Source organism: Pseudooceanicola nanhaiensis (assembly GCF_020171315.1).
Taxonomy (GTDB): Bacteria; Pseudomonadota; Alphaproteobacteria; order Rhodobacterales; family Rhodobacteraceae; genus Pseudooceanicola; species Pseudooceanicola nanhaiensis_A.
In genome coordinates, this window is record NZ_JAIUZP010000001.1 from 214350 (window position 1) to 236784 (window position 22435).

Sequence of the window (22435 nt, forward strand, 5' to 3'; positions counted from 1 at the left end):
GGGTGGCATGACGGACAGTAAGTTCTTTGACGAAATGATGAATCCAGGCGGGGATGCCCGTCCGCCCTATTCCAATTACGCAGACTGGTTTTCCGGCGAGGACCCCAAGAGCCTTCTGAAGAAGTCGGCCGAGGCGGAAGCCTTCTTCCGCCGCATCGGGATCACCTTCAACGTCTACGGCCAGTCCGAGGCGGATGAACGGCTGATCCCCTTCGACATCGTGCCGCGGATCATCTCGGCCAGCGAATGGCGCCAGTTGGAGCGCGGGATCGAGCAGCGGGTGCGCGCGATCAACGCCTTCCTCGCGGACATCTATCACCGGCAGGAAATCCTGAAGGCCGGGCGTATCCCGCCCGAGATCATCAGCGGAAACGAAGCCTACCTGCCGCAGATGGTGGGCGTCACGCCGCCGGGCGGCGTCTATACCCATATCGTCGGCACCGACCTCGTGCGCACCGGCGAGAATGAATTCTACGTTCTGGAAGACAACGCGCGTACGCCCTCCGGCGTCTCTTACATGCTGGAGAACCGCGAGACGATGCTGTCGATGTTCCCGGAGCTCTTCACCCAGATGAAGGTGCGGCCGGTTTCGTCCTATCCGGCCGAACTGCGCCGCTCGCTGAGCGAGAGCGCGCCGCCGAACTTCTCGGGCAGCAAGCCGACGCTGGCGGTGCTGACGCCGGGCATCCACAACTCGGCCTATTTCGAGCACAGCTTCCTCGCCGACCAGATGGGCGCGGAACTGGTGGAGGCCAGCGATCTGCGCATCGTGGATGGCCGGGTCAACATGCGCACGATCCGGGGCTACAAGCCGATCGACGTGATCTATCGCCGCGTCGACGATGCCTACCTCGATCCGCTGACCTTCAACCCGGAAAGCATGCTGGGCGTGCCGGGCATCATGGATGTCTATCGCGCGGGCAACATCACCATTGCCAATGCGCCGGGCACCGGCATCGCGGACGACAAGGCGCTCTACAGCTACATGCCGGATATCGTCGAGTTCTACACCGGCGAGAAGGCGATCCTGCAGAACGTGCCGACGTGGCGCTGCTCGGAGCCCGACAGCCTGGCCTACGTGCTCGATCACCTTGCCGAACTGGTGGTGAAGGAAGTGCACGGCTCGGGCGGCTACGGCATGCTCGTCGGGCCCGCCGCCTCCAAGAAGGAGCTGGCAGAGTTCGAGGCCAAGCTGCGCGCCAAGCCCAAGAACTACATCGCCCAGCCGACGCTGGCGCTCTCGACCGTGCCGATCATGACCAAGGCGGGGCTTGCGCCGCGCCACGTCGACCTGCGGCCCTTCGTCCTCGTCTCGCCCAAGAAGATCCACATCACGGCGGGCGGGCTGACGCGGGTGGCGCTGAAGGAAGGCTCGCTCGTTGTGAACTCGTCGCAGGGCGGCGGGACCAAAGACACCTGGGTTCTGGGGGACTGATCGGAATGGCAATGCTGGGAAGAACCGCCGGGGGCCTGTTCTGGATGTTCCGCTACCTCGAGCGGAGCGAGAACACCGCCCGCCTGCTGGAAACCGGGTTCCGGATCGCGCTGACCTCGTCCAACGAGGCCGAGACGGAATGGGAGAGCATCGTGACCACCGCCGGTGTGCGCGAGCTCTACCTCGAGAAATACGACACCTTCGAGCAGGGGCATGTGATCAACTTCCTCCTGCGGGACAAGGACAACCCCTCCTCGGTCATGAACTCGATCGAGATGGCGCGCCAGAACGCGCGGATGGTGCGCACCGCGCTCTCCGCCGAGGTCTGGGAAGCCACGAACGAGACCTGGATGACAATGAAGACCGCGCTGGCCCGTCCGGTCTCGGTGAAGAACCTCGCCGAGGTTCTGACCTCGGTGCGGCAGCATTCGGCGGTGGTGCGCGGCGCCCTGCACGGCACCATGCTGCGCAACGAGATCTTCGATTTCGCCCGGATCGGCACGTTCCTTGAACGGGCCGACAACACCGCGCGCATTCTGGATGTGAAGTATTACATCCTGCTGCCCTCCTCGGCCTTCGTCGGCTCCTCAATGGACAACAACCAGTGGGAGACGATCCTGCGGTCGGTGTCGGCACTGCGGTCCTTCCGCTGGCTGAACGAGGAGGAGACCTCCGCCATGGGGATCGCCAAGTTCCTGATCCTCGACAAGCGGATGCCGCGCTCGCTGGCGTTCTGCGCCTCCAAGCTGGCGGGTAACCTTGCCTACCTCCAGCGCGATCACGACGGGCCGCTGCCCTGCGTCGAGATGGCCGCACAGGTGAACGCCGAACTGGCCGCGCTGACCGTGGATCAGATCTTCGACGATGGGTTGCACGAATTCCTCGAAGGCAGCATCGTAAGGATCGCTGAGATCGCATCGCAGATTCAGCAGGATTTTCGGTTTTACGGGTGACCCATGCGGTTGAAGATCACGCATACGACCAGCTACTCCTATGACCAGCCGTTGCATTACGCGCTGCTCCAACTGCGGCTGACGCCGCGCGACGGGCACGGGCAACGGGTCTACAGCTGGTCGTCCCACGTCAGCGGGGCCACGCCGCAGGTGTCCTTCACCGACCATTTCCGCAATCATGTGGACCTCGTCCTGATGGACAAGGAGGCCCAGAAGGTCGAGATCACCTGCACCGGCGAAGTGGAAACCGAGGATCGCAACGGCGTGCTGGGACAGGACAAGGGCCACGCGCCGCTGTGGCTCTTCCAGCAGAAGACCCCTGTCACGACCCCGGGCACGGCGGTCCGCAAGCTGGTGAAGGGGCTGGAAGGCGACGTCGCCAGCGACGCGCTGGGCGCGATGCACAAGCTCTCGGGCCTGATCGGCGAGGCGGTTGCCTACGAGAAGGGCGTGACCACGGCCACCACCACCGCCGAAGAGGCGCTGGCGGGGGGCAAGGGCGTCTGTCAGGACCATGCGCACATCATGATCGCATCGGCCCGGCACCTGGGCCTGCCCGCGCGCTACGTTTCGGGCTACCTGATGATGCAGGGCACGGATCAGCAGGAGGCCGCACACGGCTGGGCCGAGGTGCACGTGGGCCCGCTGGGCTGGGTCGGCTTCGACGTCTCCAACGAGATCTGCCCCGATGAACGCTATGTCCGCGTCGCCGTGGGCCGCGACTATGGCGAGGCCGCCCCTGTGCACGGGCTGCGGCACGGCTCTGCGAAGGAAGAGCTTTACGTTTCGTTGCAAGTACAGCAATAGGATCCGGTTCTCTTCCTCGGAGTCGCCCCTATGACCTACTGCGTGGGTATCCAGCTTGACCGTGGCATGGTCTTCATGTCCGACACCCGGACCAATTCGGGCGTCGATAACATTTCGACCTTCCGCAAGATGCACACCTTCGAGGTGCCGGGCGAACGCTCCATCACCATGATGACGGCGGGCAACCTTGCCACCACGCAGGCCGTGGTCAGCCTGCTGCAGGAGCGCACCAAGACGGTCGAGAACCGCGAGCCCGAGATCCTGCGCCTCGAGTCGATGTTCCAGGTTGCGCAGCTTGTCGGCTCCACCCTGAAGGAAGTGATCGCGACCCACGCGGACGTGGGCCAGAAGGCCGATGCGACCTTCAACGCGACGATCATCCTCGGCGGTCAGATCAAGGGCGGCGCGCCGCGGCTCTTCCTGATCTACCCGGAGGGCAACTTCATCGAGGCCGGTGCCGACACGCCCTTCTTCCAGATCGGCGAGACGAAGTATGGCCGCCCGATCCTGATCCGGGCCTATGATCCCGCGATGACCTTCGAAGAGGCGATGAAGCTGCTGCTCGTCTCCTTCGACAGCACCATCAAGGCGAACCTCTCTGTCGCGCTGCCGCTGGATTACCACATCTACCCGGTCGACAGCTGTGCCACGGGCACCCTCGGCCGCATCAAGGTGGATGACAGCTACTTCGAGACGATCTCGAACGGCTGGGGCGTCGCCCTGCGCGATGCCTTCGGCGCGCTGCCGGACTTCGAACTGCCCGATAGCTGAGGCCGAAGAGCTAAGGCCCGAGAGCTGAGGCTGAAGAGCTGAAGCCCCGGGGCTAAGGCTCTGGGGCTAGAGCCGCTTTTCCATCCTAAAATTCTCCAGCGTCACGCCGCGCCGCTCGACCTGCTGCGCGGTGATGACCTGCCAGCCCTGCCGCAGCAGGAAGGGCCGGGCCAGGTGACTGGCCTCGCTGGTCAGGTGGCCGAGGCCCCGGCGGCGGGCCTCCTCCTCCAGCGCGGCATAGAGCCGGACCGCCACGCCCCGCCCCATCCACTCGGGCGCGACGAAGGCAAGGTCGAGATACCCGGCGCCATCCATCGTGATGAAGCCGGCAAGGCTGCCGCCCTCCCGGGCGGTGACGCCGAATTGCGCCGTGAACTTCTCCCGCCATGCCGCCGGATCGGGCGGGGCAGGGGCCCAGGCGGCACGCTGCTGCGCCGTGTAATGCGCCTGCGTCCCCTCCCGCACCGCACGAAAGAAGAGGGCCGCTGCCTCGGCAGCATCGTCGGGCGTCAGCGGAGAGAGGTGCAGCGATTCCATGAAAACTCCATGAATTCCTAGGGTTGAGCTCCGCGTCCCGGAGGGGGCGGCTGGCCGACGCTGTGCCGAAATGGCCCTGATGTCATGCTGAAACGGCACCGTGCCATGCGTTTGGCGCACAAGAGTTGGGCGCTATACACCGTATCTGCCACGATCCTGTGCAGCGCCCCGTGAACCATGCCTCCGACATGCCGGTATACAGGTCTTTTTTCTCCATTGGTGGGGAAAGACCTCTTAGCTGGGGCCGCGGACATTGCGCCGCATGAAGGGTGTGCGGTGACGAACCTGCTTGGCTGGTCGGTCGCCACCGCACGAATGCAACAGAATGTCGCCTTAGCGATATGGGGGGAAATCGGGGCGTTTCAACGACCGCGATACCGTTCCTGCGCGACCCCGGCGGCATTTCGAAGGGGTTATTGAAACATGTCGAAATTTCTCAAGACGATGCTCGGGGCCGCTGCCGGCTCCCTCCTGCTGAGCACCGCCGCTTTCGCACAGGACACCATCAAGGTCGGCGTCCTGCATTCGCTCTCGGGCACCATGGCGATCTCGGAAACCACCCTGAAGGACACCATGCTGATGCTCATCGACGAGCAGAACGCAAAGGGCGGCGTGCTGGGCAAGCAGCTCGAAGCCGTCGTGGTGGACCCGGCCTCCGATTGGCCGCTCTTCGCCGAAAAGGCACGCGAGCTGATGACCGTCTCCAACGTGGACGTGATGTTCGGCTGCTGGACCTCGGTGTCGCGGAAATCCGTGCTGCCGGTGATCGAGGAACTGAACGGCCTGCTGTTCTACCCGGTCCAGTACGAGGGTGAAGAATCCTCCAAGAACGTCTTCTACACCGGCGCCGCTCCGAACCAGCAGGCGATCCCGGCCACCGATTACTTCCTCGACGAACTCGGCGTCGAGAAGTTCGCGCTGCTCGGCACCGACTACGTCTATCCGCGCACCACGAACAACATCCTCGAGTCCTACCTCGAGTCGAAGGGCATCGCGAAGGAAGACATCTTCGTGAACTACACCCCCTTCGGTCACTCCGACTGGTCCAAGATCGTGTCGGACGTCGTGGCGCTTGGCGCGGACGGCAAGAAGGTCGGCGTGATCTCCACCATCAACGGTGACGCGAACATCGGCTTCTACAAGGAACTCGCGGCGCAGGGCATCTCCGCAGACGACATCCCCGTCGTGGCCTTCTCGGTCGGTGAAGAAGAACTCTCCGGCCTCGATACCTCGAACCTCGTGGGTCACCTCGCGGCATGGAACTACTTCCAGTCCGCCGACACCCCCGAGAACGCCGCTTTCGTCGAGCAGTGGAAAGCCTACGCCGGCGCAGACCGCGTGACCAACGACCCGATGGAAGCCCACTACATCGGCTTCAACATGTGGGTGCAGGCGGTCGAAGCATCGGGCACCACCGATGTTGACACGGTCATCGACGCGATGGTCGGCCAGACCTTCCCGAACCTGACCGGCGGCACCGCCGAGATGCTCCCGAACCACCACCTCACCAAGCCGGTGCTGATCGGCGAGATCCTCGAGGATGGCCAGTTCGACATCATCTCCGAAACCGATCCCGTCCCCGGCGACGCCTGGACCGACTTCCTGCCGGAATCGGCCAAGCTGAAGTCCGACTGGCCGGGCCTCGGCTGCGGTATGTACAACACCGAGACCGAAAGCTGCGTCCAGCTCCAGTCCAACTACTGATCCGCGTTTCACGCTGATCACGCGGCCCGGGCGGTGCATCCGTCGCCCGGGCCCTGACTAACTGACTGACTGACTGCCGCTCCGCGTGCCGTTCCGCCCGGCGCGTCGCGCCCCGAAAGGATCAAGTGGGTCTGATGCCGCGTAGACTTCTTTCGGCACTGTTGTGCCTGATTTCCCTCCTCGCCACGCCGCTCGCCGCTCAGGAAGGCCCGCTGCAGGACCTGCTGCAGAGCCAGCGCGCGCTGATCGAGGATTCCTCCCGCCGCACCATTGGCCCGGCCATCGACGCGATCCGCGACAGCGGGCTCGACGGCGCCGCCCTCGTGCTGGAGAAATGGGAGGCCCGCGAGATGTGGCAGCGCGAAAGCGATGGCCTCTTCTTCTACGCAGAGGAAGTGAACCGCGACACGCTGCACCTTTACGCGTTCGACGGCCCCACCGATCTGGGCGAAGTCCCCGACGAGGGCTTCGACCAGCTCAAGCCGAACTCCGGCATCCGGGGGCTGATCGCCTCGGCGCTGGTGCAGTTCCAGCTTTCCGATCCCGATATTTCCCGCCGCCGCGCCGCGCTCGACGCGCTGGCCCGCGACGGCAACGCCGATCACCTGCCGGTGCTGCGCGCCGCGATCGAGAACGAGCCCGACGCCGCCATCCGCGCCCAGAAGGAGCGCCTCGAACGGCTGCTGACCATCCGCTTCGGTGCCACGGACGCGGCCCGGATCGAGGCGATCGCCTATTTCCGCGGTGACCTCGCCGTCGACGTGCGCGCCGCGCTGAACCCGATCCTCGCCACCCGGCGCGAGGTGGTCGCGGGCGAGCCGCCCGCCGGCGCGAACATCGCAGCCGAGCTGACCCCGGGCAGCGAGACATTCCCGGCCGAGGAGGCCTATGGTCTGCTCGTCTCCGCGGGCCTCGCCCCCGCGCGCCTCACCGCCGACGCCCAGCGTCAGGCGCTGGCCGCCAATATCGTCGAGGGCCGCGTGGGCGGCGTGCCGGTGGCCGAGCTCTCCGATCCGGCCGCCCGGGACCGCGCCTATGACGCGCTGGAGGCCGCGGGCACCGTCCCCGCCGCCGCCACCCAATCCGAGGTCGAGGCCGCGCTTGCGGCGCACAGCTTCTTCGACCGCTATGTCGAGCCCTCCGCCGCCGTTACAGATGCGGCCGAAGAGGCGCTGAACTCCATCGAGCTGAAGCTGGCGGTGAACCAGTTCATCGACCTCGCGCTCGACGCGCTCTCGCTCGCCTCGATCTACTTCCTGGCCGCCATCGGCCTTGCCATCACCTTCGGCGTCATGGGCGTGATCAACATGGCCCACGGCGAGTTCATCATGATGGGCGCCTATACCGGCTACGTGCTGCAACAGCTGATCCCGAACTACACCGTCTCGATCCTCGTCGCGATCCCGGTCGCCTTCGCGGTGACCTTCGCCGCCGGCGTGGCGATGGAGCGTCTCGTGATCCGCTGGCTCTACTCGCGCCCGCTGGAAACCCTGCTCGCCACCTTCGGCATCTCCATCGCGCTGCAGCAGCTGGCCAAGAACATCTTCGGCACCCAGGCCCGCCCGCTGACCTCGCCGGGCTGGCTCGACGGGCAACTTGTGATCAACGACATCATCGGGATCTCGTGGATCCGGGTGGCGATCTTCGTCCTCGCCCTCGTGTTCCTCGCCATCTACCTCTTCATCATGCAGCGCACCCGCCTCGGGCTCGAAACCCGCGCGGTGACCCAGAACCCCCGCATGGCGGCCTCCATGGGCATCAACCCCGACCGGGTGAACATGCTGACCTTCGGCCTCGGCTCCGGCATCGCGGGCATCGCGGGCGTGGCCATCGGGCTCTTCGCCCAGGTCACCTCCGAGCTTGGCCAGGGCTACATCGTCCAAAGCTTCATGACCGTGGTCGTGGGCGGCGTCGGCAATGTCTGGGGCACGCTGGCGGGCGCCACGATGATCGGCTTCCTGCAGAAGGGGATCGAATGGCTGAACCCGTCGAACACGCTGGCGGCCCAGACCTACATGATCATCTTCATCATCATCTTCATCCAGTTCCGCCCCCGCGGCATCATCGCCCTCAAGGGCCGCGCGGCAGGAGATTGAGCATGACCAACGTCTCGTCGCCCACAGGGTCCCTCCGGTTTCCGTTTCTCAAATATCCCGGGGGGCGACGCGCCCCGCGCGTCGGGGGGCTGGCCCCCCATCCCCGCCCGCCGCAGGCGCAAGACCCGAGGGCGTCGATGATGCCCCAGACCCACGCCCCGAGGACCCGGCCATGAAAAACAGCTTCATCGCCCGCAACCCGTCGATCCTGATCTTCCTTGCCTGCCTTGCGGTCTTCACGCTGGTGATCACCCTGATGTCCCATGCCTATGGCACGGGCGGGATCTCCACCTCCTTCGTCAAGACGCTGGGCCGCACGCTCTGCCTCTGCCTCGTGGCCATCGCGATGGATCTCGTCTGGGGCTACTGCGGCATCCTCAGCCTCGGCCATTTCGCCTTCTTCGGGCTCGGCGGTTACATGGTGGGCATGTGGCTGATGTACGCCCGGACTGAGATCATCGTGATCGAGAGCCTCGCCAATTCCCCGATCCCGCCCACGGCGCAGGAGGTGCAGGACGCCATCGGCACGCAGATCTTCGGCGTCGTTGGCTCCTCCGAGTTCCCGCTTATCTGGTCCTTCGCCCATTCGCTCACGCTGCAACTCCTGCTGGTCGTGCTGATCCCGGGCGTCCTCGCCCTCGTCTTCGGCTGGCTCGCCTTCCGCTCGCGGGTGACGGGCGTCTACCTCTCGATCCTGACCCAGGCCATGACGCTCGCGCTCTCGCTCTACCTCTTCCAGAACGAAAGCGGGCTGCGCGGCAACAACGGCCTCTCGGGTCTGCAGAACCTCCCCGGGGTCACCGCCGGGCAGGATGCGATCTCGGTCTGGTTCCTCTGGGCCTCCGCGCTCGCCCTCGGGCTCGGCTACCTGCTCGCCGCCTGGGTGGTCTCGGGCAAGTTCGGCTCCGTGGTGCGCGGCATCCGTGACGACGAGGCGCGGGTGCGCTTCCTCGGCTACTCGGTGGAAACCTACAAGCTCTTCATCTTCACCCTGACCGCCATCATCGCGGCCGTGGCGGGCGCGCTCTACTACCCGCAGGCCGGTATCATCAACCCGGGCGAGATCGCCCCGATCGCCTCGATCTACCTCGCGGTCTGGGTGGCAATCGGTGGCCGGGGGCGCCTCTACGGCGCCGTCATCGGGGCCGCCGTCGTCTCCCTCGTCTCCACCTGGTTCACCGGCGGCATGGTGCCTGCGCTGAACCTCGGCTTCTACCGGATCGACTGGGTCGACTGGTGGCTCGTGCTCCTCGGCCTCTCCTTCGTGCTTGTGACGCTCTTCGCGCCCAAGGGCATCGGCGGCCTCTTCGACCTCGTCGGGGCCCGCATGGCGCCGAACCGCCACGGCGCCGACTACGGCCCCGGCAAGGGTTCCCTGCGCGAGAAGGAGGGACAGGAATGAGCACGCTTCTCGAGGTCTCCGGCGTCTCCGTCACCTTCGACGGCTTCCGCGCCATCAACAACCTCTCCTTCCAGATCGGCGAGGCGGAGCTGCGCGCCATCATCGGTCCGAACGGGGCGGGCAAGACCACCTTCATGGACATCGTCACCGGCAAGACGCGCCCTGACGAGGGCCGGGTGATCTGGGGCGAGAAATCCGTGAACCTGCTCAAGATGAACGAGGCCAAGATTGCCCAGGCGGGCATCGGGCGGAAGTTCCAGCGCCCCACGGTCTTCGAGGACCAGAGCGTCTACGACAACCTCCTGATGGCGGTGAAGAACGCCCGTGGCCCGCTGCCGGTGCTCTTCTACAAGCCCACCTTCAAGGACCGCGGCAAGGTCGAGGAACTGGCCTCCGAGATCGGCCTCGCGGACGAGCTTTCGCGCAAGTCGGGAGAGCTCTCCCACGGCCAGAAGCAATGGCTCGAGATCGGCATGCTGCTGGCGCAGGAACCGCGCCTGCTGCTGGTCGATGAACCCGCCGCCGGCATGACGCTGGCCGAACGCGAACATACCACCGACCTGCTGGTCGAGGCCGCCAAGACCCGCGCGGTCGTGGTGGTGGAACATGACATGGAATTCGTCCGCCGGCTGAACTGCAAGGTGACGGTCCTGCACGAGGGCTCGGTCCTGGCCGAGGGTTCGCTGGATCACGTCACTGCGAACCAGCAGGTGATCGATGTCTACCTGGGGCGCTGAGACATGCTGACAACCAAGGACCTCACCCTGCACTACGGCCAGAGCCAGATCCTCCACGGCATCGACGTCGAGGCCCGCACCGGCGAAGTGACCTGCATCATGGGCACCAACGGCGTCGGCAAGACCTCCCTGCTCAAGGCGATCTCGGGCACCCATCCGCTCTCGGGCGGCACCGTCACCCTCGACGGGCAGAGCGTCGGCGGCCTGCCGGCCCACCGCCTGGCCCACGCGGGCATCGGTTACGTGCCGCAGGGCCGGATGATCTTCCCGCTGCTCACGGTGAAGGAGAACATGGAGACGGCCTATGCCTGCCTCCCGCGCGCCGAACACCGGATCCCGGACGAGATCTACGAGCTCTTCCCGATCCTCAAGGAATTCCTCCACCGCCGCGGCGGCGACCTTTCGGGCGGCCAGCAGCAGCAGCTTGCCATCGCGCGCGCCATGCTGACCAAGCCCAAGCTCCTGCTTCTCGACGAGCCGACCGAGGGCATCCAGCCCAACATCATCCAGCAGATCGGCCGCGTCATTGAATACCTGCGCGACCAGGGCAACATGGCGATCATCCTCGTCGAGCAATACTTCGAGTTCGCCTATGCCCTCGCGGACCGGTTCTACGTGATGAAGCGCGGCGCCGTGACCTCGTCGGGCACCAAGGGCGAGATCGCCAAGGACACCCTGATGGCCGAAGTCTCCGTCTGACCGCCCTCATCCACTGTTCCCAAATATCCTCGGGGGGAGGGCGCGCAAGCGCCCGGGGGGCAGACAGCCCCCCAGCCCCCTCCCATCCGCACCCGCGCCCCGGGGCCACGACCCTTCGCCCCACTGCCCGGAATTTTCAAAAATTCCGGACCGTTTTCTTCGAAGAAAACGGCTGCCCCCTGAGAGGGTGCGCATAGGGCCCGCCCCGCGCACGCAAGAATTTTCGAAAATTCTTGCCAAAATTCTTCGAAGAATTTTGCCCGCCCCGCCTCGGGGTCAGATCTCCATCCAGATCGTCGTGGGCCCGTCGTTGACCAGCTCCACCGCCATCTCGGCACCAAACTCGCCAGTTTCCACCTTCGGGCCCAGCCGGGCCAGCTCTGCGGCGAAGGCCTCGTAGAGCTTGCGCCCTTCCTCGGGGCGCGCGGCGGTGGAGAAGCCGGGGCGGTTGCCGCTGCGGGTGTCGGCGGCCAGCGTGAACTGGCTCACCACCAGCGCCTCGCCCCCGATATCCAACAACGAGCGGTTCATCTTGCCCGCCTCGTCGCGGAAGATCCGCATCTTGGCGATCTTGGCCGCCAGCTGGGCGGGCTTCGTGTCGTCGTCGCCCTGCATGGCGCAGACGAGGATCATCATCCCCTCGCCGCACTGGCCGATGATGGTGCCGTCCACACGGACGGAAGCGCGGGAGACCCGCTGGATGAGCGCGCGCATGGGCTCTCCTTACTGGTTCATTGCGTAGAAATAGCCGAAGACCCCGGCCACGATCAGCCCCGCCACCACGGCCAGCGCGATCTTCCAGCCCGACCAGGGCCGTTCGCCCTGCACCCGGCCGGTGCGCCCGTTCACCACGAAGCGATAGGTCTTGCCCCGGTACTTGTAGGCCGCCAGCCAGACCGGCAGCAGGATATGCTTGAAGGTCACATCCGAGACGGCGGTGTCGACCGAGGTGATCTGCTGCGCGTCGCCGCCGATGTCGAACTTCACGTCGCGCTCGATCACCCGGTCCATCCGCACGCGGGCCTCCTCGTAGCCCTCCAGCAGTTCGACCTGGTAGCCCTCGGCCCGGAAGCCTGCGAGGAAATCGGGGCGGTAAGGCTCCAGCGCGGCAAGGTCCCAGGGCTCCAGCGCGTCGGTATAGCGTTTCGGCAGCGCGCGCGAGGCCAGCACCAGCACGTCGTCGAAGAACCGCGCCACCCGGCCCGAGACCGGGCGCCAGCGGATCTTCTGCTGGCGCACCTGCTTGGGCTTGCCGTCCTGCATCACCGTGGCGGTGACATAGTAGATCGTGCCCCGCATCCCGGAGTACCGGCTCTCGGTCTGGGCGTCGAAGGTCCAGTAGGGGACGTAGATGCCCTGCATCCGCCGCCCCTTGCGGGCATAGTCCTGCAACCCGTTGGGCGCGAACCAGAGCCGGCCCAGCCAGTCGGTCATCTCCTTGCGGGCACTGGCCTCGTCAAGCGCGAAGGGCAGCACGCCGCGCGGCTTGATCACACGGGTGGTGCCGGTGTCCACCACCACGGGCGTGGCGCAGAAGGGGCAGTCCTTGGAATGGGTGTCGCCGTCGAATTCCAGCCGGGCGCCGCAGTTCGGACAGGAGGTGGTGCGGACCTCCTGCGTCTCGGCCTGCGGCAGGCGGGCCTCCAGCGCGGCGCGGAAATCCAGCTCGCGGATCGCCTGCGGATGGGTCGCGTGGGGCGCGGGCGCGCCCTCGATCGCCTCCGTGTGCCCGCAAAAGTCACAGACCAGGCGGCCCGCGGCGGGATCGAAGCGGTAATCGGCGCCGCATTGCGGACAGGGGAAGCGGTGCTCCTCCTCCGGGGTCGGAGGCGGCGGCGTGCCGTCGTAATCGCTCATGCCGTCAGATCCCGGGCGGCGGGGGCGGGGGCAGGATGGTGAAGAGCTGCGCCAGTTCGGTCACATCCCCGGCCTTGAGCCAGCCGTCCTGCCCGGCGGTCCAGACGTAGGTCTCCCGCGTCAGGGCGCCATCGGCGGCCATCCGGCCAAGCGTCGCGCGCGAGAAGGGGCCCTTTGTCTGCCCGTTCTCGGCAAGGTGCCAGACCTTCTCGACCGGGGGCGGGGGCGGCGCGGCCACAGGGGCGGCAGCGGCGGGGCGGGGGCCCCAGGGCCCGGCGGCGCCCGCCATCTGGCTGCCCATGGCCATGCCCATGCCTGCGCCCATTCCGGCCGCCATGCCGGAATTCGGCGTGGTGGCGGCGGCGGTCATGGCTTCTGCGGCGGAGAATTGCGTGTACTTGCCCAGATCGCCCGCCAGCCCGACCGAGGTGCGCTTGTCCAGCACCGCCTCGACCGCCTCGGGGAGCGAGATGTTCTCGATGTAGAGCTCGGGGATCTCCAGCCCGTAGTCGGTCAGCGTGGGCGCGATCTCCTTCGCCACCAGCTTGCCGAGGTCGGCGGTATTGGCGGCCATGTCCAGCACCGGGATACCCGAGGACGCGATGGCGCGGGAGAATTCCTGCACGATGATGTTGCGGATCTGGTAGCTGATCTCGTCCATCGTGAATTCGCCGTCGGTGCCCACGATCTCGCCGAGGAAGCGGGCGGGATCGGAGACCCGGATCGTATAGGTGCCATAGGCGCGCAGGCGCACCGGGCCGAACTCCGGATCACGCGCGATGATCGGGTTCTTGGTGCCCCACTTCAGGTCGGAGAACCGCGTCGTGTTGACGAAGTAGACCTCGGACTTGAAGGGCGACTGGAAGCCGTGATCCCAGTGCTGCAGCGAGGTCAGGATCGGCATGTTGTTGGTCTCGAGCATGTAGAGACCGGGGGTGAAGACATCGGCCAGCTGCCCCTCGTGCACGAAGACGGCGGCCTGCCCCTCGCGCACGGTCAGCTTGGCGCCGTACTTGATCTCGTGGCCTTCGCGCTCGAAGCGCCAGACCATCGTGTCGCGGGTGTCGTCCGTCCAGTGGATGACGTCGATGAACTGTCCGCTGAGAAAATCGAAGATGCCCATGGTGCTGTCCTGCTGGTCGTTCCTGTCAGAGCCGGCCCTCACGGTGCCGGCGTGCCGCCCCGTGGCGGCAGGCTAGCGCCAAGTCCTGCCGAAGGTAAGACCGGCGCGCATGTGTCGTGCAGCGGGGCGGGAGCTCAACCCTCGCCCTCGCCGGTCAGTTCCTTGGCCATCTGCTGTACCATCGGGCGGGCCTCCTCGGCGGTTTCCCCGATCGAGAGGCGCGGATCGTAGAGCATCCGCAGCAGCAACTCGTCATGGCTGGTCAGCAGGGCGAATTCATCGTCGTCGTTGAAGATCGAGGGCCGGGCCGAGAGGCTGTCATTCGCCAGCCCCAGCCCCTGCGCCAGTTCCTCGTGGACGCAGGCGCGCCGCATCAGCGGCGGATGTTCCGTCCGAACGAGGGCGATCGCCCGGCGGTAATCGTATTCGCTGTTGTCGCCCGAGAAGGCCAGCACGAGGCAATGGATCTCGCGGGGCAGGTCCCGGAAGATGTCGAGCGAGCTTTGCGAGATGTTCGGCACCAGCTGCTTGATCCGGCTGATCGCCTGCGGGCGGTCGTCCTCGCTCATGAAGAGCACGTGGAAGTTGCCGCCCCGGCTGACCATGCTGATCGGATGCGATGTCAGCGCGGCGAGGCGGTTCACGTAGGTGGCGACCTCCGCCGTGTCGGAGGCGCGTTCCTCGTCCGAGACGGAGGCGCCGAATTCCACCCGCATCCGCACCGGGCCGGACCAGCGGCGCAGCCCGCCGGGGGCGGCGCCTTCGCCACTGCGCAGACCGCCGCCCCGGGCGTATTCGTCATAGAAGACGATCCGCTCGAAGTTCCGCGCCACTTCCCGCGCGCCATAGGGCGTGTCGGGGCCGCCGCCATCCTGCCGCATCAGCCCCTGCGCCAGCAGGTCTGCCTGTAGCTGCGAATAATAGGTGCGCAGCGCCCGGCTGGCGGCCGAAGGCGCGGCCGGTTTGGCGGGCTTGGCCAGCCCGGCAGGGCGCGCCTGCGGCGGGGTGCTGGGCGTTTTGGGCGGCGTGGACAGGCAGCCCGCGGTGAGTGCCACCGCGGTCAGCCCGGCCATCAGCAGAGGGAGGCGAAAGCGCATCCGCGATCAGGCCTGCGGCACCGAGGTGGAGGCCGTGTCGCCCAGCCCGTCGGCGCGGGCCTTGGCCGCGGCGAGCGTATCGCGCAGCTCGGCCTCCATCTTCTTGAGGTCTTCCTCTGCGGCGGCGCGCTTGGCCTTGCCCTCGTCGGCGATCTGCAGGCTTTCCTGGATCGTGCCGATCAGGTCGGCATTGGCCTGTTTCACGGCCTCGATGTCGAAGACGCCGCGCTCCATCTCGGTGCGGATGACCTTGTTGCTGTCGCGCAGGTTCTTGGCGTTCGCGGTCAGCAGTTCGTTGGTCAGGTCGTTGGCCTCGCGCACGGCCGAGGCCGCCTCGGCGCTGCGTTGGATCGTGACCGCCTGCGCCAGCTGGGTTTCCCACAGCGGCACGGTGTTCACGAGGGTCGAGTTGATCTTGGTGACGAGGCTCTTGTCGTTTTCCTGCACCAGCCGGATCGAGGGCAGCGACTGCATCGTCACCTGCCGCGTCAGCTTGAGGTCATGCACCCGGCGCTCGAGGTCATCGCGGGCGGCGCGCAGGTCGCGCAGCTCCTGCGCCTTCATCACCTGCTCGCCCTCGGGCGCGGCCTGTACCTCGGCCTCCTTGGCGGGGATGTCGGTGCTGTCGAGCTCCGCGATCTTGGCCTCGCCGGCGGCGATGTAGAGCGCCAGTTCGTCGTAGAAGGCCAGCGTCTTCTCATAGAGCAGGTCGAGCGACTTGATGTCCTTGAGCAGCTTGTGCTCGTGGCCCAGCAGGTCCTCGGTCACCTTGTCGATCTGGTCCTGCACCTGTTCGAAACGGGCGGTGAACTGGGCGAAGGGCGCGGCGCGGCCCATGATCTTCTCCCAGAAGCTGCGCTCGCGGCGCACGTCCAGCTCGCTGACGGAAAAGCCGCGGATCGTGCTGACGATGTCGCGCAGGCTGTCGCCCGCCGGGCCCACATCCTTGTTGCGCACCTCGGCCAGCATCGACTGGCTGATCTCCTGCAGCTCCGCCTGCGCGGCCGAGCCGAAGCGCACGATGGAACCGGTGTCGCCCATGTCGAGCTCTGCCATGCGGGCACGGATCGCCTCGCTCTGGGGCGCATCGGCGGCCTCCAGCGGGGTGATCTCGCCGCCGGGTTCAGGCAGGATGACCGCGGTCACCTCGTCGACTTCCTTCAGGCTGGCTTCGGCCTTCTGGCGGATGTTGTCGGTCATGTCGCTGTCACTCCGAGGTGGGGGCCATCGCCACGCCTTCGCGGGCAAGGCGTTCGCGCAATACGTCGATTTCGATATTCATGTCCGCACGGTCGTCGGACAAGAGCTTGCTGGTGCGGGCGGCGAAGTTCTGCTCCAGATCGTCGAGCAGGGCGATGAAGTCGGCACGGGCCGCGGGATCCGGGCGGCGCTGGTAGAGATCGGCGAACTTGATCGCCGCATCCTTGGCCCCCATCAGGTAGACGCTGAGGTAGCGCCGCGCGGCGGTCAGGTCGCGGGGATCGTTCTCCACCGTGCGGAAGAGCGCGCGGGCGGTGGTCTGGAACTGCTCGACCCTCGCGATGACGGTGCGGTCGCCTGCACGCTGGATCGCCTCGGACATGGCGACGAGGTGTTTCTCGGCCTGATCCACGGCCCGGGCGACGCGGTCGGTCTGGTGCAGGTCGACGCCGTCCATGCCCTTGTTGCGCATCGGATCGGGCCCGAAGGCCATGAGATGCAGCGCTGCCCCCACCACGGCATAGATCACCGGCGCGGCAAAGCCGCCGGTGCTGGCCCAGCCGGCGATGGCAAGGCCCGCGCCCGTCAGCAGGGAGCCCGCGATCTTGCGGGGAAAGGCAGGACGGCGGGCCACCTTGCGGGCCTCGTAGGCCTCTTCGGCCTTCAGCCCTTCGCGGGTGAGCCATGCGGAGAGCAGCAGCAGGCCGAGCGCCACGAGGTTCAGCGCCAGCCCGGCAGGGCCGGAGGTGAAGGCGCGCAGCGCCAGCGGCAGCGGCGCGAGGAAGAGCAGGTTGACCCGGCCACCGGCCCGGGTGCGGCGCGCCCCGTGATAGGCACCCGCGGGCGGCGTCATGTCATCCTTGGATGTGTCAGGGGAATAGGTGCCGCCGTAGCGCCGGGCCATCACACGCCTCCCGCAATGGAGACGAAGAGGATGAGGACGATCAGCAGGACGAATGCCAGCTTTTGTAACCCGGTTCCGGACAAGGTGTCCTCCGAACAGCGAAATAACTCTGTCCGAAACCTAAGTCATGGGGCGGCTCAGTACTAGTGGCTCTGCCGCTTTTGTTCCGCTGCGTCGGGCAGTTGCGGCTCCAGCCGCCGGGTTTCGGCCTGCGCGGCAGCGACCGGGCGGGCGGGCACGATGCGCGGCGGCGTCCGCAGGGCGGTCTCGCGGGCACAGGCGGCGCAGAAGGTGTCGAGCCGGTGGGCGAAATCCTCGCGCGCTTCCAGCGTGTTGGCGGCGCGCTGCCGGGCGGCGAAACGCTGCGTGCCTGCCACGGCGTCATCGAGTTGCCGGGCCAGCACGTTGAGCTGGGTCGCATCGTTGCGGATGGTGGAGAAGAGCGCCTCGACCTCTGAGCGGACGCGCTGCATCCGCTGGTTCAGGCCGGCATCGCGCATCGGCGTCAGCTGGCGCTGCATCTCGTCGAGCTTGTTGGCCGTCATCGCGGCCAGCTTGCGTTGGCGCAGGGCGTCGGGCACCGCCTCGTCGGCAGACAGCGTCCGGCTGCGGTGCCAGCTCAGTTTCCCGATCTCGCTTCCGGCGTCAGCATGGGCCTGTCGGCGCAGCTTGTGAACTGCGTACAGACCGGTCGTGCACAGCATGGCGATGGCCAGATGGCTGAGGGAAAACATTCTTCTCTACCCTTAAATTTTTTCTCTTATGCGATCAAAATCCCCGGGGATTGAGACATGAATGAGGCGTGCCGGGTGTAACTTTGGGGCCAATTCGGGCGCGATACTGCGCGGCGCCATCGGGGCGCGTATGGCGCGATCCGGTGCTCAACCTATTGGCGTTCATCGCGAAAACGCGCAGGCATCGCGGTGCCTGCGCGGGCTGCGGGGCGCGGCCCCTCAGGCCAGCCGCTTTTCCATGAACACCGAAACGCCGTTGTCGGGGTAGTCCCCGAAGGCCCCGCGCCGCACGAATCCATGCCGTTCGTAGAGACGGCAGGCCGCATCCAGCGCCTCGCCGGTTTCGAGCCGGAGAATCGTCAGACCGTTGGCCTTGGCCTCCGCCTCGACCCGGGCCACCAGCGTGGCGCCGATGCCCATGCCGCGGGCCTCGGGGGCGACGAAGAAGCTCTTTACCTCGCCATAGCCCTCCTTGATCTGGAGGGCGGCCACGCCGAGCGGTGCGCCCTCCGGTCCGGCGGCAAAGAACCGGATATCGGGCGCGCGCAACGCCTCGTGGGGCAGGAAGTGGTTTTCCTCGGGGTTGAACAGCGCCCGCATCAGCGCGTGGCTCGCATCCAGCAGCGCGGCGCAGCCCGGTTCTGTCGGATCGGCGGCGCGGACATGGGGGGCGGGGGGCGTGGTGCCAGTGGCAGTCGTCATGGGAAACCTCGAAACCTGTGGCTCCTTTCTGACGTGAAGCGGCCCGGGGCTCAAGCGGGGGGACGCAGGGTTCTTCCTCTGGGTGGCCGCAATATCTTGTGGAAAACTCCGCTCATCCTGCCAGATGCAGGGTTGAGGCGTTGACACGGCCCGCGCGGATGCCTCACCTTTTGGGGATGTAACGGAATCAGCGGGATTCTCTCATTGCGCTTCACGCGGCTCAGACTCCAAGGCTTCAAAAGCTTCGTCGACCCGACGGACCTGATCATCCATCAGGGCCTGACCGGCGTCGTCGGGCCCAATGGCTGTGGCAAGTCGAACCTGCTGGAGGCGCTGCGCTGGGTCATGGGCGAGAACCGCCCGACCGCCATGCGCGGCGGCGGCATGGAAGACGTGATCTTTGCCGGGGCCGCCACGCGGCCCGCCCGCAACTTCGCCGAAGTCACCCTGCACATCGACAACGCCGACCGTCTGGCGCCCGCGGGCTTCAATGACGAAGACCAGATCGAGATCGTGCGCCGGATCACCCGCGACGTGGGCTCTGCCTACAAGTCGAACGCGCGGGATGTGCGGGCGCGCGACGTGCAGATGCTCTTTGCGGATGCCTCCACCGGCTCGCATTCGCCGGCGCTGGTGCGGCAGGGGCAGATTTCCGAGCTGATCAACTCCAAGCCCAAGGCCCGGCGCCGCATCCTCGAAGAGGCGGCCGGGATCTCGGGCCTCTACGCCCGGCGCCACGAGGCGGAGCTGAAGCTGAAGGGCGCGGAGCAGAACCTGACCCGCGTCGATGACGTGATCGACCAGCTGGCAGGCCAGCTGGCCCAGCTGGAACGGCAGGCCCGTCAGGCACAGCGCTATCGCGCCATCGGGGCCGAGCTGCGCCAGTCCGAGGGCATGCTGCTCTGGCGGCGCTGGCGCGAGGCCGACGAGGCCCGGGCCAAGGCGCGTGACCAGCTGCGTGAACTGACCGTGGCCGCGAGTCAGGCGGAGGCCGCGGCGCGCAAGGCCGGCGAGGCCCGCGCCAAGATCGAGGAAAGCCTGCCGCCCCTGCGCGAGGAGGAGGCGATCGCCTCGGCCATCCTGCAGCGGCTTCAGGTCGAACGGGATTCCCTGAAGGACGAGGAAGGCCGCGCCCTTCAGGCCATCGAGACCCTGCGCAACCGGATCGATCAGCTGATCCGCGACATGGAGCGCGAGGCCGGGCTGAACCGCGACGCGGGCGACACGATCGCGCGGCTGGAGTGGGAACAGCGCGAGCTGATCAAGGCAAGCGAAGGCCACGCCGAGAAGCTGGAAGAGGCCGCCGAGGCCGCGCAGGAGGCAGGCGATGTCCTGACCGAGCGCGAGGCGGACCTGTCGCAGCTGACCGAGGACGTGGCCCGTCTGGCCGCCCGGCACCAGTCGGCGCAGCGCCTCCTGGAAGACAGCCGCCGCACGCTGGCCCGCGCCGAGGGCGAGGCTGCGAAGGCCCGCGAGGCGGTTCTGGCCAGCCGCGAGGCCGTGGAAGAGGCCGCCGAGGCCTACGAGGCCGCGGTGGAGGAAAGCGAGATTTCGCAGGCCACCGCCGAACGGGCCGAGGAAACCCTGCTGGCCGCCGAAGAGGCCCGCGCCATGACCCAGTCGCGCGAGGCGGATGCCCGCGCCGCGCGCTCCTCCGCCGAAGGCGAGGTGAATGCCCTGCGGGCCGAGGTGACGGCGCTGGCCAAGCTGGTCCAGCGCGACACCGCCGAGGGCGGGCAGATCCTCGACAGCGTGCGGGTCAAGCCGGGCTACGAGAAAGCGCTTGGCGCGGCACTGGCCGATGACCTGCGCGCGCCGGAAGTGGCCGGTGACGGGCCGTCCGGCTGGGTCACGCTCGACGCCTATCCGCAGGCGCAACCGCTGCCTGAGGGTGTGGCGGGGCTTGCGTCCTATGTCAGGGTGCCGGGCGTGCTGGCGCGCCGCATCGGCCAGATCGGCCTTGTCGACGCCGCCGAGGGCCCACGCCTTCAGGCGCTGCTGAAACCCGGCCAGCGGCTTGTGACGATCGAGGGCGACCTCTGGCGGTGGGATGGCTACCGCGCCTGGGCCGAGGATGCGCCCTCTGCCGCCGCGCTGCGGCTGCAACAGCTCAACCGGCTGGAAGAGCTGAAGCAGGAATTGGAGCGCGCCTCCGCCGAGGCCGACAGGGCGCGGGCCGCCCACGAGGCGCTGACCAAGCGGCTCTCCGACCTGACTGCCGCCGATCAGGCCGCCCGTCAGGCGCGCCGCGATGCCGACCGTCTGGTCGCCGAAGCCGCCCGCCGGGTGTCCAAGGCCGAAGCCGAACGCTCCATGGCGGAAAGCCGGCTGGAGAACCTCGGCCTCGCCGTGAAGCGGCACGAGGATGATGCGCTCGCCGCCCGCGCGCAGGTCGCCGAGGCCGAGCGGGGGCTGGAGGAACTGGGCGATCTGGACGCCGCGCGCCACGCCGCCGAGAACATCAAGATGACGGTCGAGGCCGCGCGGATGGCGATGATGGCGCGCCGCGCCGCCCATGACGAGTTGCGCCGCGAAGGCGATGCCCGGCTGCGCCGCACGCAGGAAGTGACCAAGGAACTTTCCGGCTGGCGGCTGCGGCTCGACAGCGCGGGCAAGCGGATCGCGGAACTGGAAGAGCGCAAGCTGGAGAGCCAGGAAGAGCTTTCAGAGGCGTCGGCCCAGCCGGAAGAGATCGCCGCCCGCCGCGAGGAGCTGAGCGCCTCGATCGAGGAGGCGGAGGAACGCCGCGCGGCCGCTGCCGATGCGCTGGCCGGGGCCGAGGCAGAGGCCCGCGAGGCCGTGGCCGCCGAGCGCGACGCCGAGCGCACCGCCTCGGAATCGCGCGAGGGCCGTGCCCGCGCCGAGGCCCGCGCCGATGCCGCGCAGGAGAACGTCGAACACGCCGCCGAGCGGATCGCCGAGGCGCAGGAGATGACGCCGAAGCAGCTGCTCGAAGGCCTCGACGTGGACCCGGACAACATGCCGCCCTCGGACGATATCGAGAACGACGTGAACCGGTTGAAGCGTCAGCGAGACGCCCTCGGTGCCGTGAACCTGCGCGCCGAGGAGGACGCCAAGGAAGTGGCGACCGAGCACATGCAGCTGGTGACCGAGAAGGAAGACCTCGAAAGCGCCATCCGCGAGCTGCGCAACGGGATCGCCAGCCTCAACCGCGAGGGGCGCGAGCGCCTGTTGACGGCCTTCGAGCAGGTGAACTCGAACTTCTCGCTGCTCTTCCGCCACCTCTTTGGCGGGGGCGAGGCGAACCTCGTGCTGGTGGAAAGCGACGACCCGCTGGAAGCGGGCCTCGAGATCATGTGCCAGCCGCCGGGCAAGAAGCTCTCGGTCCTCTCGCTGCTGTCGGGGGGCGAACAGACGCTGACCGCTCTGGCGCTGATCTTTGCCGTCTTCCTCGCCAACCCCGCGCCGATCTGCGTGCTGGATGAGGTCGACGCGCCGCTCGACGATGCCAACGTGACCCGCTTCTGCGACATGCTCGACGAGATGTGCCGCCGGACCGACACGCGGTTCCTGATCATCACCCACCACGCCGTGACCATGGCGCGGATGGATCGCCTGTTCGGTGTCACGATGCAGGAACAGGGCGTGAGCCAGCTGGTCTCTGTCGACCTGAAGAAGGCCGAGTCGCTGGTCGCCTGACCGGCGCGCATGCGGAT

At 67.2% G+C, this 22435-nt stretch carries 19 protein-coding genes; 10 read left to right on the plus strand and 9 right to left on the minus strand.

Annotated features, from left to right (window positions below; genetic code table 11):
• Positions 1 to 7 precede the first annotated feature (7 nt).
• From LCM32_RS00950 to LCM32_RS00965, 4 genes are read left to right on the plus strand one after another with little or no spacing between them, the layout of a single operon-like run.
• Complete coding sequence (locus LCM32_RS00950; protein WP_224819189.1) at positions 8 to 1435, plus strand: circularly permuted type 2 ATP-grasp protein; 1428 nt, start codon at positions 8 to 10, stop codon at positions 1433 to 1435.
• A gap of 11 nt (positions 1436 to 1446) precedes the next feature.
• On the plus strand, positions 1447 to 2388 hold the full coding sequence (locus LCM32_RS00955; RefSeq protein WP_224819190.1) for an alpha-E domain-containing protein: 942 nt from the start codon (positions 1447 to 1449) through the stop codon (positions 2386 to 2388).
• Positions 2389 to 2391: 3 nt separating this feature from the next.
• Positions 2392 to 3195, plus strand: a complete 804-nt coding sequence (locus LCM32_RS00960; RefSeq protein ID WP_224819191.1) for a transglutaminase family protein — start codon at positions 2392 to 2394, stop codon at positions 3193 to 3195.
• Positions 3196 to 3225: 30 nt separating this feature from the next.
• Positions 3226 to 3966: a proteasome-type protease gene (locus LCM32_RS00965; protein ID WP_224819192.1), complete on the plus strand. Its 741-nt coding sequence runs from the start codon at positions 3226 to 3228 to the stop codon at positions 3964 to 3966.
• A 66-nt stretch (positions 3967 to 4032) separates the two neighbouring features.
• On the opposite strand, the gene LCM32_RS00970 is transcribed toward LCM32_RS00965, so the two are convergent.
• A complete protein-coding gene (locus LCM32_RS00970; protein WP_224819193.1) occupies positions 4033 to 4503 on the minus strand; it encodes a GNAT family N-acetyltransferase in 471 nt (156 codons plus the stop codon).
• A 423-nt stretch (positions 4504 to 4926) separates the two neighbouring features.
• Here LCM32_RS00970 and urtA point away from each other — a divergent pair, with 423 nt between their 5' ends.
• The 5 genes from urtA (at position 4927) to urtE (ending at position 11141) form a co-directional block, all read left to right on the plus strand.
• On the plus strand, positions 4927 to 6207 hold the full coding sequence (gene urtA / locus LCM32_RS00975; RefSeq protein ID WP_412070651.1) for an urea ABC transporter substrate-binding protein: 1281 nt from the start codon (positions 4927 to 4929) through the stop codon (positions 6205 to 6207).
• Between the two features lie 134 nt (positions 6208 to 6341).
• Positions 6342 to 8303, plus strand: coding sequence for an urea ABC transporter permease subunit UrtB (urtB, locus tag LCM32_RS00980; RefSeq protein WP_224819194.1), 1962 nt, complete (start codon positions 6342 to 6344; stop codon positions 8301 to 8303).
• Between the two features lie 172 nt (positions 8304 to 8475).
• On the plus strand, positions 8476 to 9705 hold the full coding sequence (gene urtC, locus LCM32_RS00985; RefSeq protein WP_224819195.1) for an urea ABC transporter permease subunit UrtC: 1230 nt from the start codon (positions 8476 to 8478) through the stop codon (positions 9703 to 9705).
• Positions 9702 to 10442 carry an urea ABC transporter ATP-binding protein UrtD gene (urtD, locus tag LCM32_RS00990; protein ID WP_224819196.1) on the plus strand — a complete coding sequence of 247 codons (741 nt, stop codon included), beginning with the start codon at positions 9702 to 9704 and terminating at the stop codon, positions 10440 to 10442. The genes urtC and urtD overlap by 4 nt, the downstream gene beginning before the upstream one ends.
• 3 nt (positions 10443 to 10445) lie before the next feature.
• Positions 10446 to 11141 (plus strand): urea ABC transporter ATP-binding subunit UrtE, encoded by a 696-nt coding sequence (gene urtE / locus LCM32_RS00995; RefSeq protein WP_224819197.1) that lies wholly within the window; start codon positions 10446 to 10448, stop codon positions 11139 to 11141.
• A 276-nt stretch (positions 11142 to 11417) separates the two neighbouring features.
• On the opposite strand, the gene dtd is transcribed toward urtE, so the two are convergent.
• The 8 genes from dtd to LCM32_RS01035 form a co-directional block, all read right to left on the minus strand.
• Positions 11418 to 11855: a D-aminoacyl-tRNA deacylase gene (dtd, locus tag LCM32_RS01000; protein ID WP_224819198.1), complete on the minus strand. Its 438-nt coding sequence runs from the start codon at positions 11853 to 11855 to the stop codon at positions 11418 to 11420.
• Positions 11856 to 11864: 9 nt separating this feature from the next.
• The gene (locus LCM32_RS01005) at positions 11865 to 12998 is read right to left on the minus strand and encodes a TFIIB-type zinc finger domain-containing protein (RefSeq protein ID WP_224819199.1); all 1134 of its coding nucleotides are present in this window, start codon (positions 12996 to 12998) and stop codon (positions 11865 to 11867) included.
• Positions 12999 to 13002: 4 nt separating this feature from the next.
• Positions 13003 to 14121, minus strand: a complete 1119-nt coding sequence (locus tag LCM32_RS01010; protein ID WP_224819200.1) for an SPFH domain-containing protein — start codon at positions 14119 to 14121, stop codon at positions 13003 to 13005.
• Positions 14122 to 14255: 134 nt separating this feature from the next.
• Positions 14256 to 15218 (minus strand): DUF2927 domain-containing protein, encoded by a 963-nt coding sequence (locus tag LCM32_RS01015; RefSeq protein ID WP_224819201.1) that lies wholly within the window; start codon positions 15216 to 15218, stop codon positions 14256 to 14258.
• Positions 15219 to 15224: 6 nt separating this feature from the next.
• On the minus strand, positions 15225 to 16418 hold the full coding sequence (locus LCM32_RS01020; RefSeq protein ID WP_224819202.1) for a toxic anion resistance protein: 1194 nt from the start codon (positions 16416 to 16418) through the stop codon (positions 15225 to 15227).
• A gap of 7 nt (positions 16419 to 16425) precedes the next feature.
• On the minus strand, positions 16426 to 17322 hold the full coding sequence (locus tag LCM32_RS01025) for a 5-bromo-4-chloroindolyl phosphate hydrolysis family protein (protein WP_224819203.1): 897 nt from the start codon (positions 17320 to 17322) through the stop codon (positions 16426 to 16428).
• Between the two features lie 143 nt (positions 17323 to 17465).
• Complete coding sequence (locus tag LCM32_RS01030) at positions 17466 to 18056, minus strand: hypothetical protein (RefSeq protein WP_224819204.1); 591 nt, start codon at positions 18054 to 18056, stop codon at positions 17466 to 17468.
• Between the two features lie 219 nt (positions 18057 to 18275).
• Positions 18276 to 18758, minus strand: a complete 483-nt coding sequence (locus LCM32_RS01035) for a GNAT family N-acetyltransferase (RefSeq protein WP_224819205.1) — start codon at positions 18756 to 18758, stop codon at positions 18276 to 18278.
• A gap of 204 nt (positions 18759 to 18962) precedes the next feature.
• Here LCM32_RS01035 and smc point away from each other — a divergent pair, with 204 nt between their 5' ends.
• Entirely contained in the window at positions 18963 to 22418 is a 3456-nt protein-coding gene (smc, locus tag LCM32_RS01040; protein WP_224819206.1) for a chromosome segregation protein SMC, read from the plus strand.
• Positions 22419 to 22435: the final 17 nt, after the last annotated feature.

What these genes read in the sequence shown, in the direction of transcription:
- LCM32_RS00950 (WP_224819189.1), top strand. Translation starts at nt 8, where the DNA reads ATGACGGACAGTAAGTTCTTTGACGAAATGATGAATCCAGGCGGGGAT.
- LCM32_RS00955 (WP_224819190.1), top strand. Translation starts at nt 1,447, where the DNA reads ATGCTGGGAAGAACCGCCGGGGGCCTGTTCTGGATGTTCCGCTACCTC.
- LCM32_RS00960 (WP_224819191.1), top strand. Translation starts at nt 2,392, where the DNA reads ATGCGGTTGAAGATCACGCATACGACCAGCTACTCCTATGACCAGCCG.
- LCM32_RS00965 (WP_224819192.1), top strand. Translation starts at nt 3,226, where the DNA reads ATGACCTACTGCGTGGGTATCCAGCTTGACCGTGGCATGGTCTTCATG.
- LCM32_RS00970 (WP_224819193.1), bottom strand. Translation starts at nt 4,503, where the DNA reads ATGGAATCGCTGCACCTCTCTCCGCTGACGCCCGACGATGCTGCCGAG.
- urtA (WP_412070651.1), top strand. Translation starts at nt 4,927, where the DNA reads ATGTCGAAATTTCTCAAGACGATGCTCGGGGCCGCTGCCGGCTCCCTC.
- urtB (WP_224819194.1), top strand. Translation starts at nt 6,342, where the DNA reads ATGCCGCGTAGACTTCTTTCGGCACTGTTGTGCCTGATTTCCCTCCTC.
- urtC (WP_224819195.1), top strand. Translation starts at nt 8,476, where the DNA reads ATGAAAAACAGCTTCATCGCCCGCAACCCGTCGATCCTGATCTTCCTT.
- urtD (WP_224819196.1), top strand. Translation starts at nt 9,702, where the DNA reads ATGAGCACGCTTCTCGAGGTCTCCGGCGTCTCCGTCACCTTCGACGGC.
- urtE (WP_224819197.1), top strand. Translation starts at nt 10,446, where the DNA reads ATGCTGACAACCAAGGACCTCACCCTGCACTACGGCCAGAGCCAGATC.
- dtd (WP_224819198.1), bottom strand. Translation starts at nt 11,855, where the DNA reads ATGCGCGCGCTCATCCAGCGGGTCTCCCGCGCTTCCGTCCGTGTGGAC.
- LCM32_RS01005 (WP_224819199.1), bottom strand. Translation starts at nt 12,998, where the DNA reads ATGAGCGATTACGACGGCACGCCGCCGCCTCCGACCCCGGAGGAGGAG.
- LCM32_RS01010 (WP_224819200.1), bottom strand. Translation starts at nt 14,121, where the DNA reads ATGGGCATCTTCGATTTTCTCAGCGGACAGTTCATCGACGTCATCCAC.
- LCM32_RS01015 (WP_224819201.1), bottom strand. Translation starts at nt 15,218, where the DNA reads ATGCGCTTTCGCCTCCCTCTGCTGATGGCCGGGCTGACCGCGGTGGCA.
- LCM32_RS01020 (WP_224819202.1), bottom strand. Translation starts at nt 16,418, where the DNA reads ATGACCGACAACATCCGCCAGAAGGCCGAAGCCAGCCTGAAGGAAGTC.
- LCM32_RS01025 (WP_224819203.1), bottom strand. Translation starts at nt 17,322, where the DNA reads ATGGCCCGGCGCTACGGCGGCACCTATTCCCCTGACACATCCAAGGAT.
- LCM32_RS01030 (WP_224819204.1), bottom strand. Translation starts at nt 18,056, where the DNA reads ATGTTTTCCCTCAGCCATCTGGCCATCGCCATGCTGTGCACGACCGGT.
- LCM32_RS01035 (WP_224819205.1), bottom strand. Translation starts at nt 18,758, where the DNA reads ATGACGACTGCCACTGGCACCACGCCCCCCGCCCCCCATGTCCGCGCC.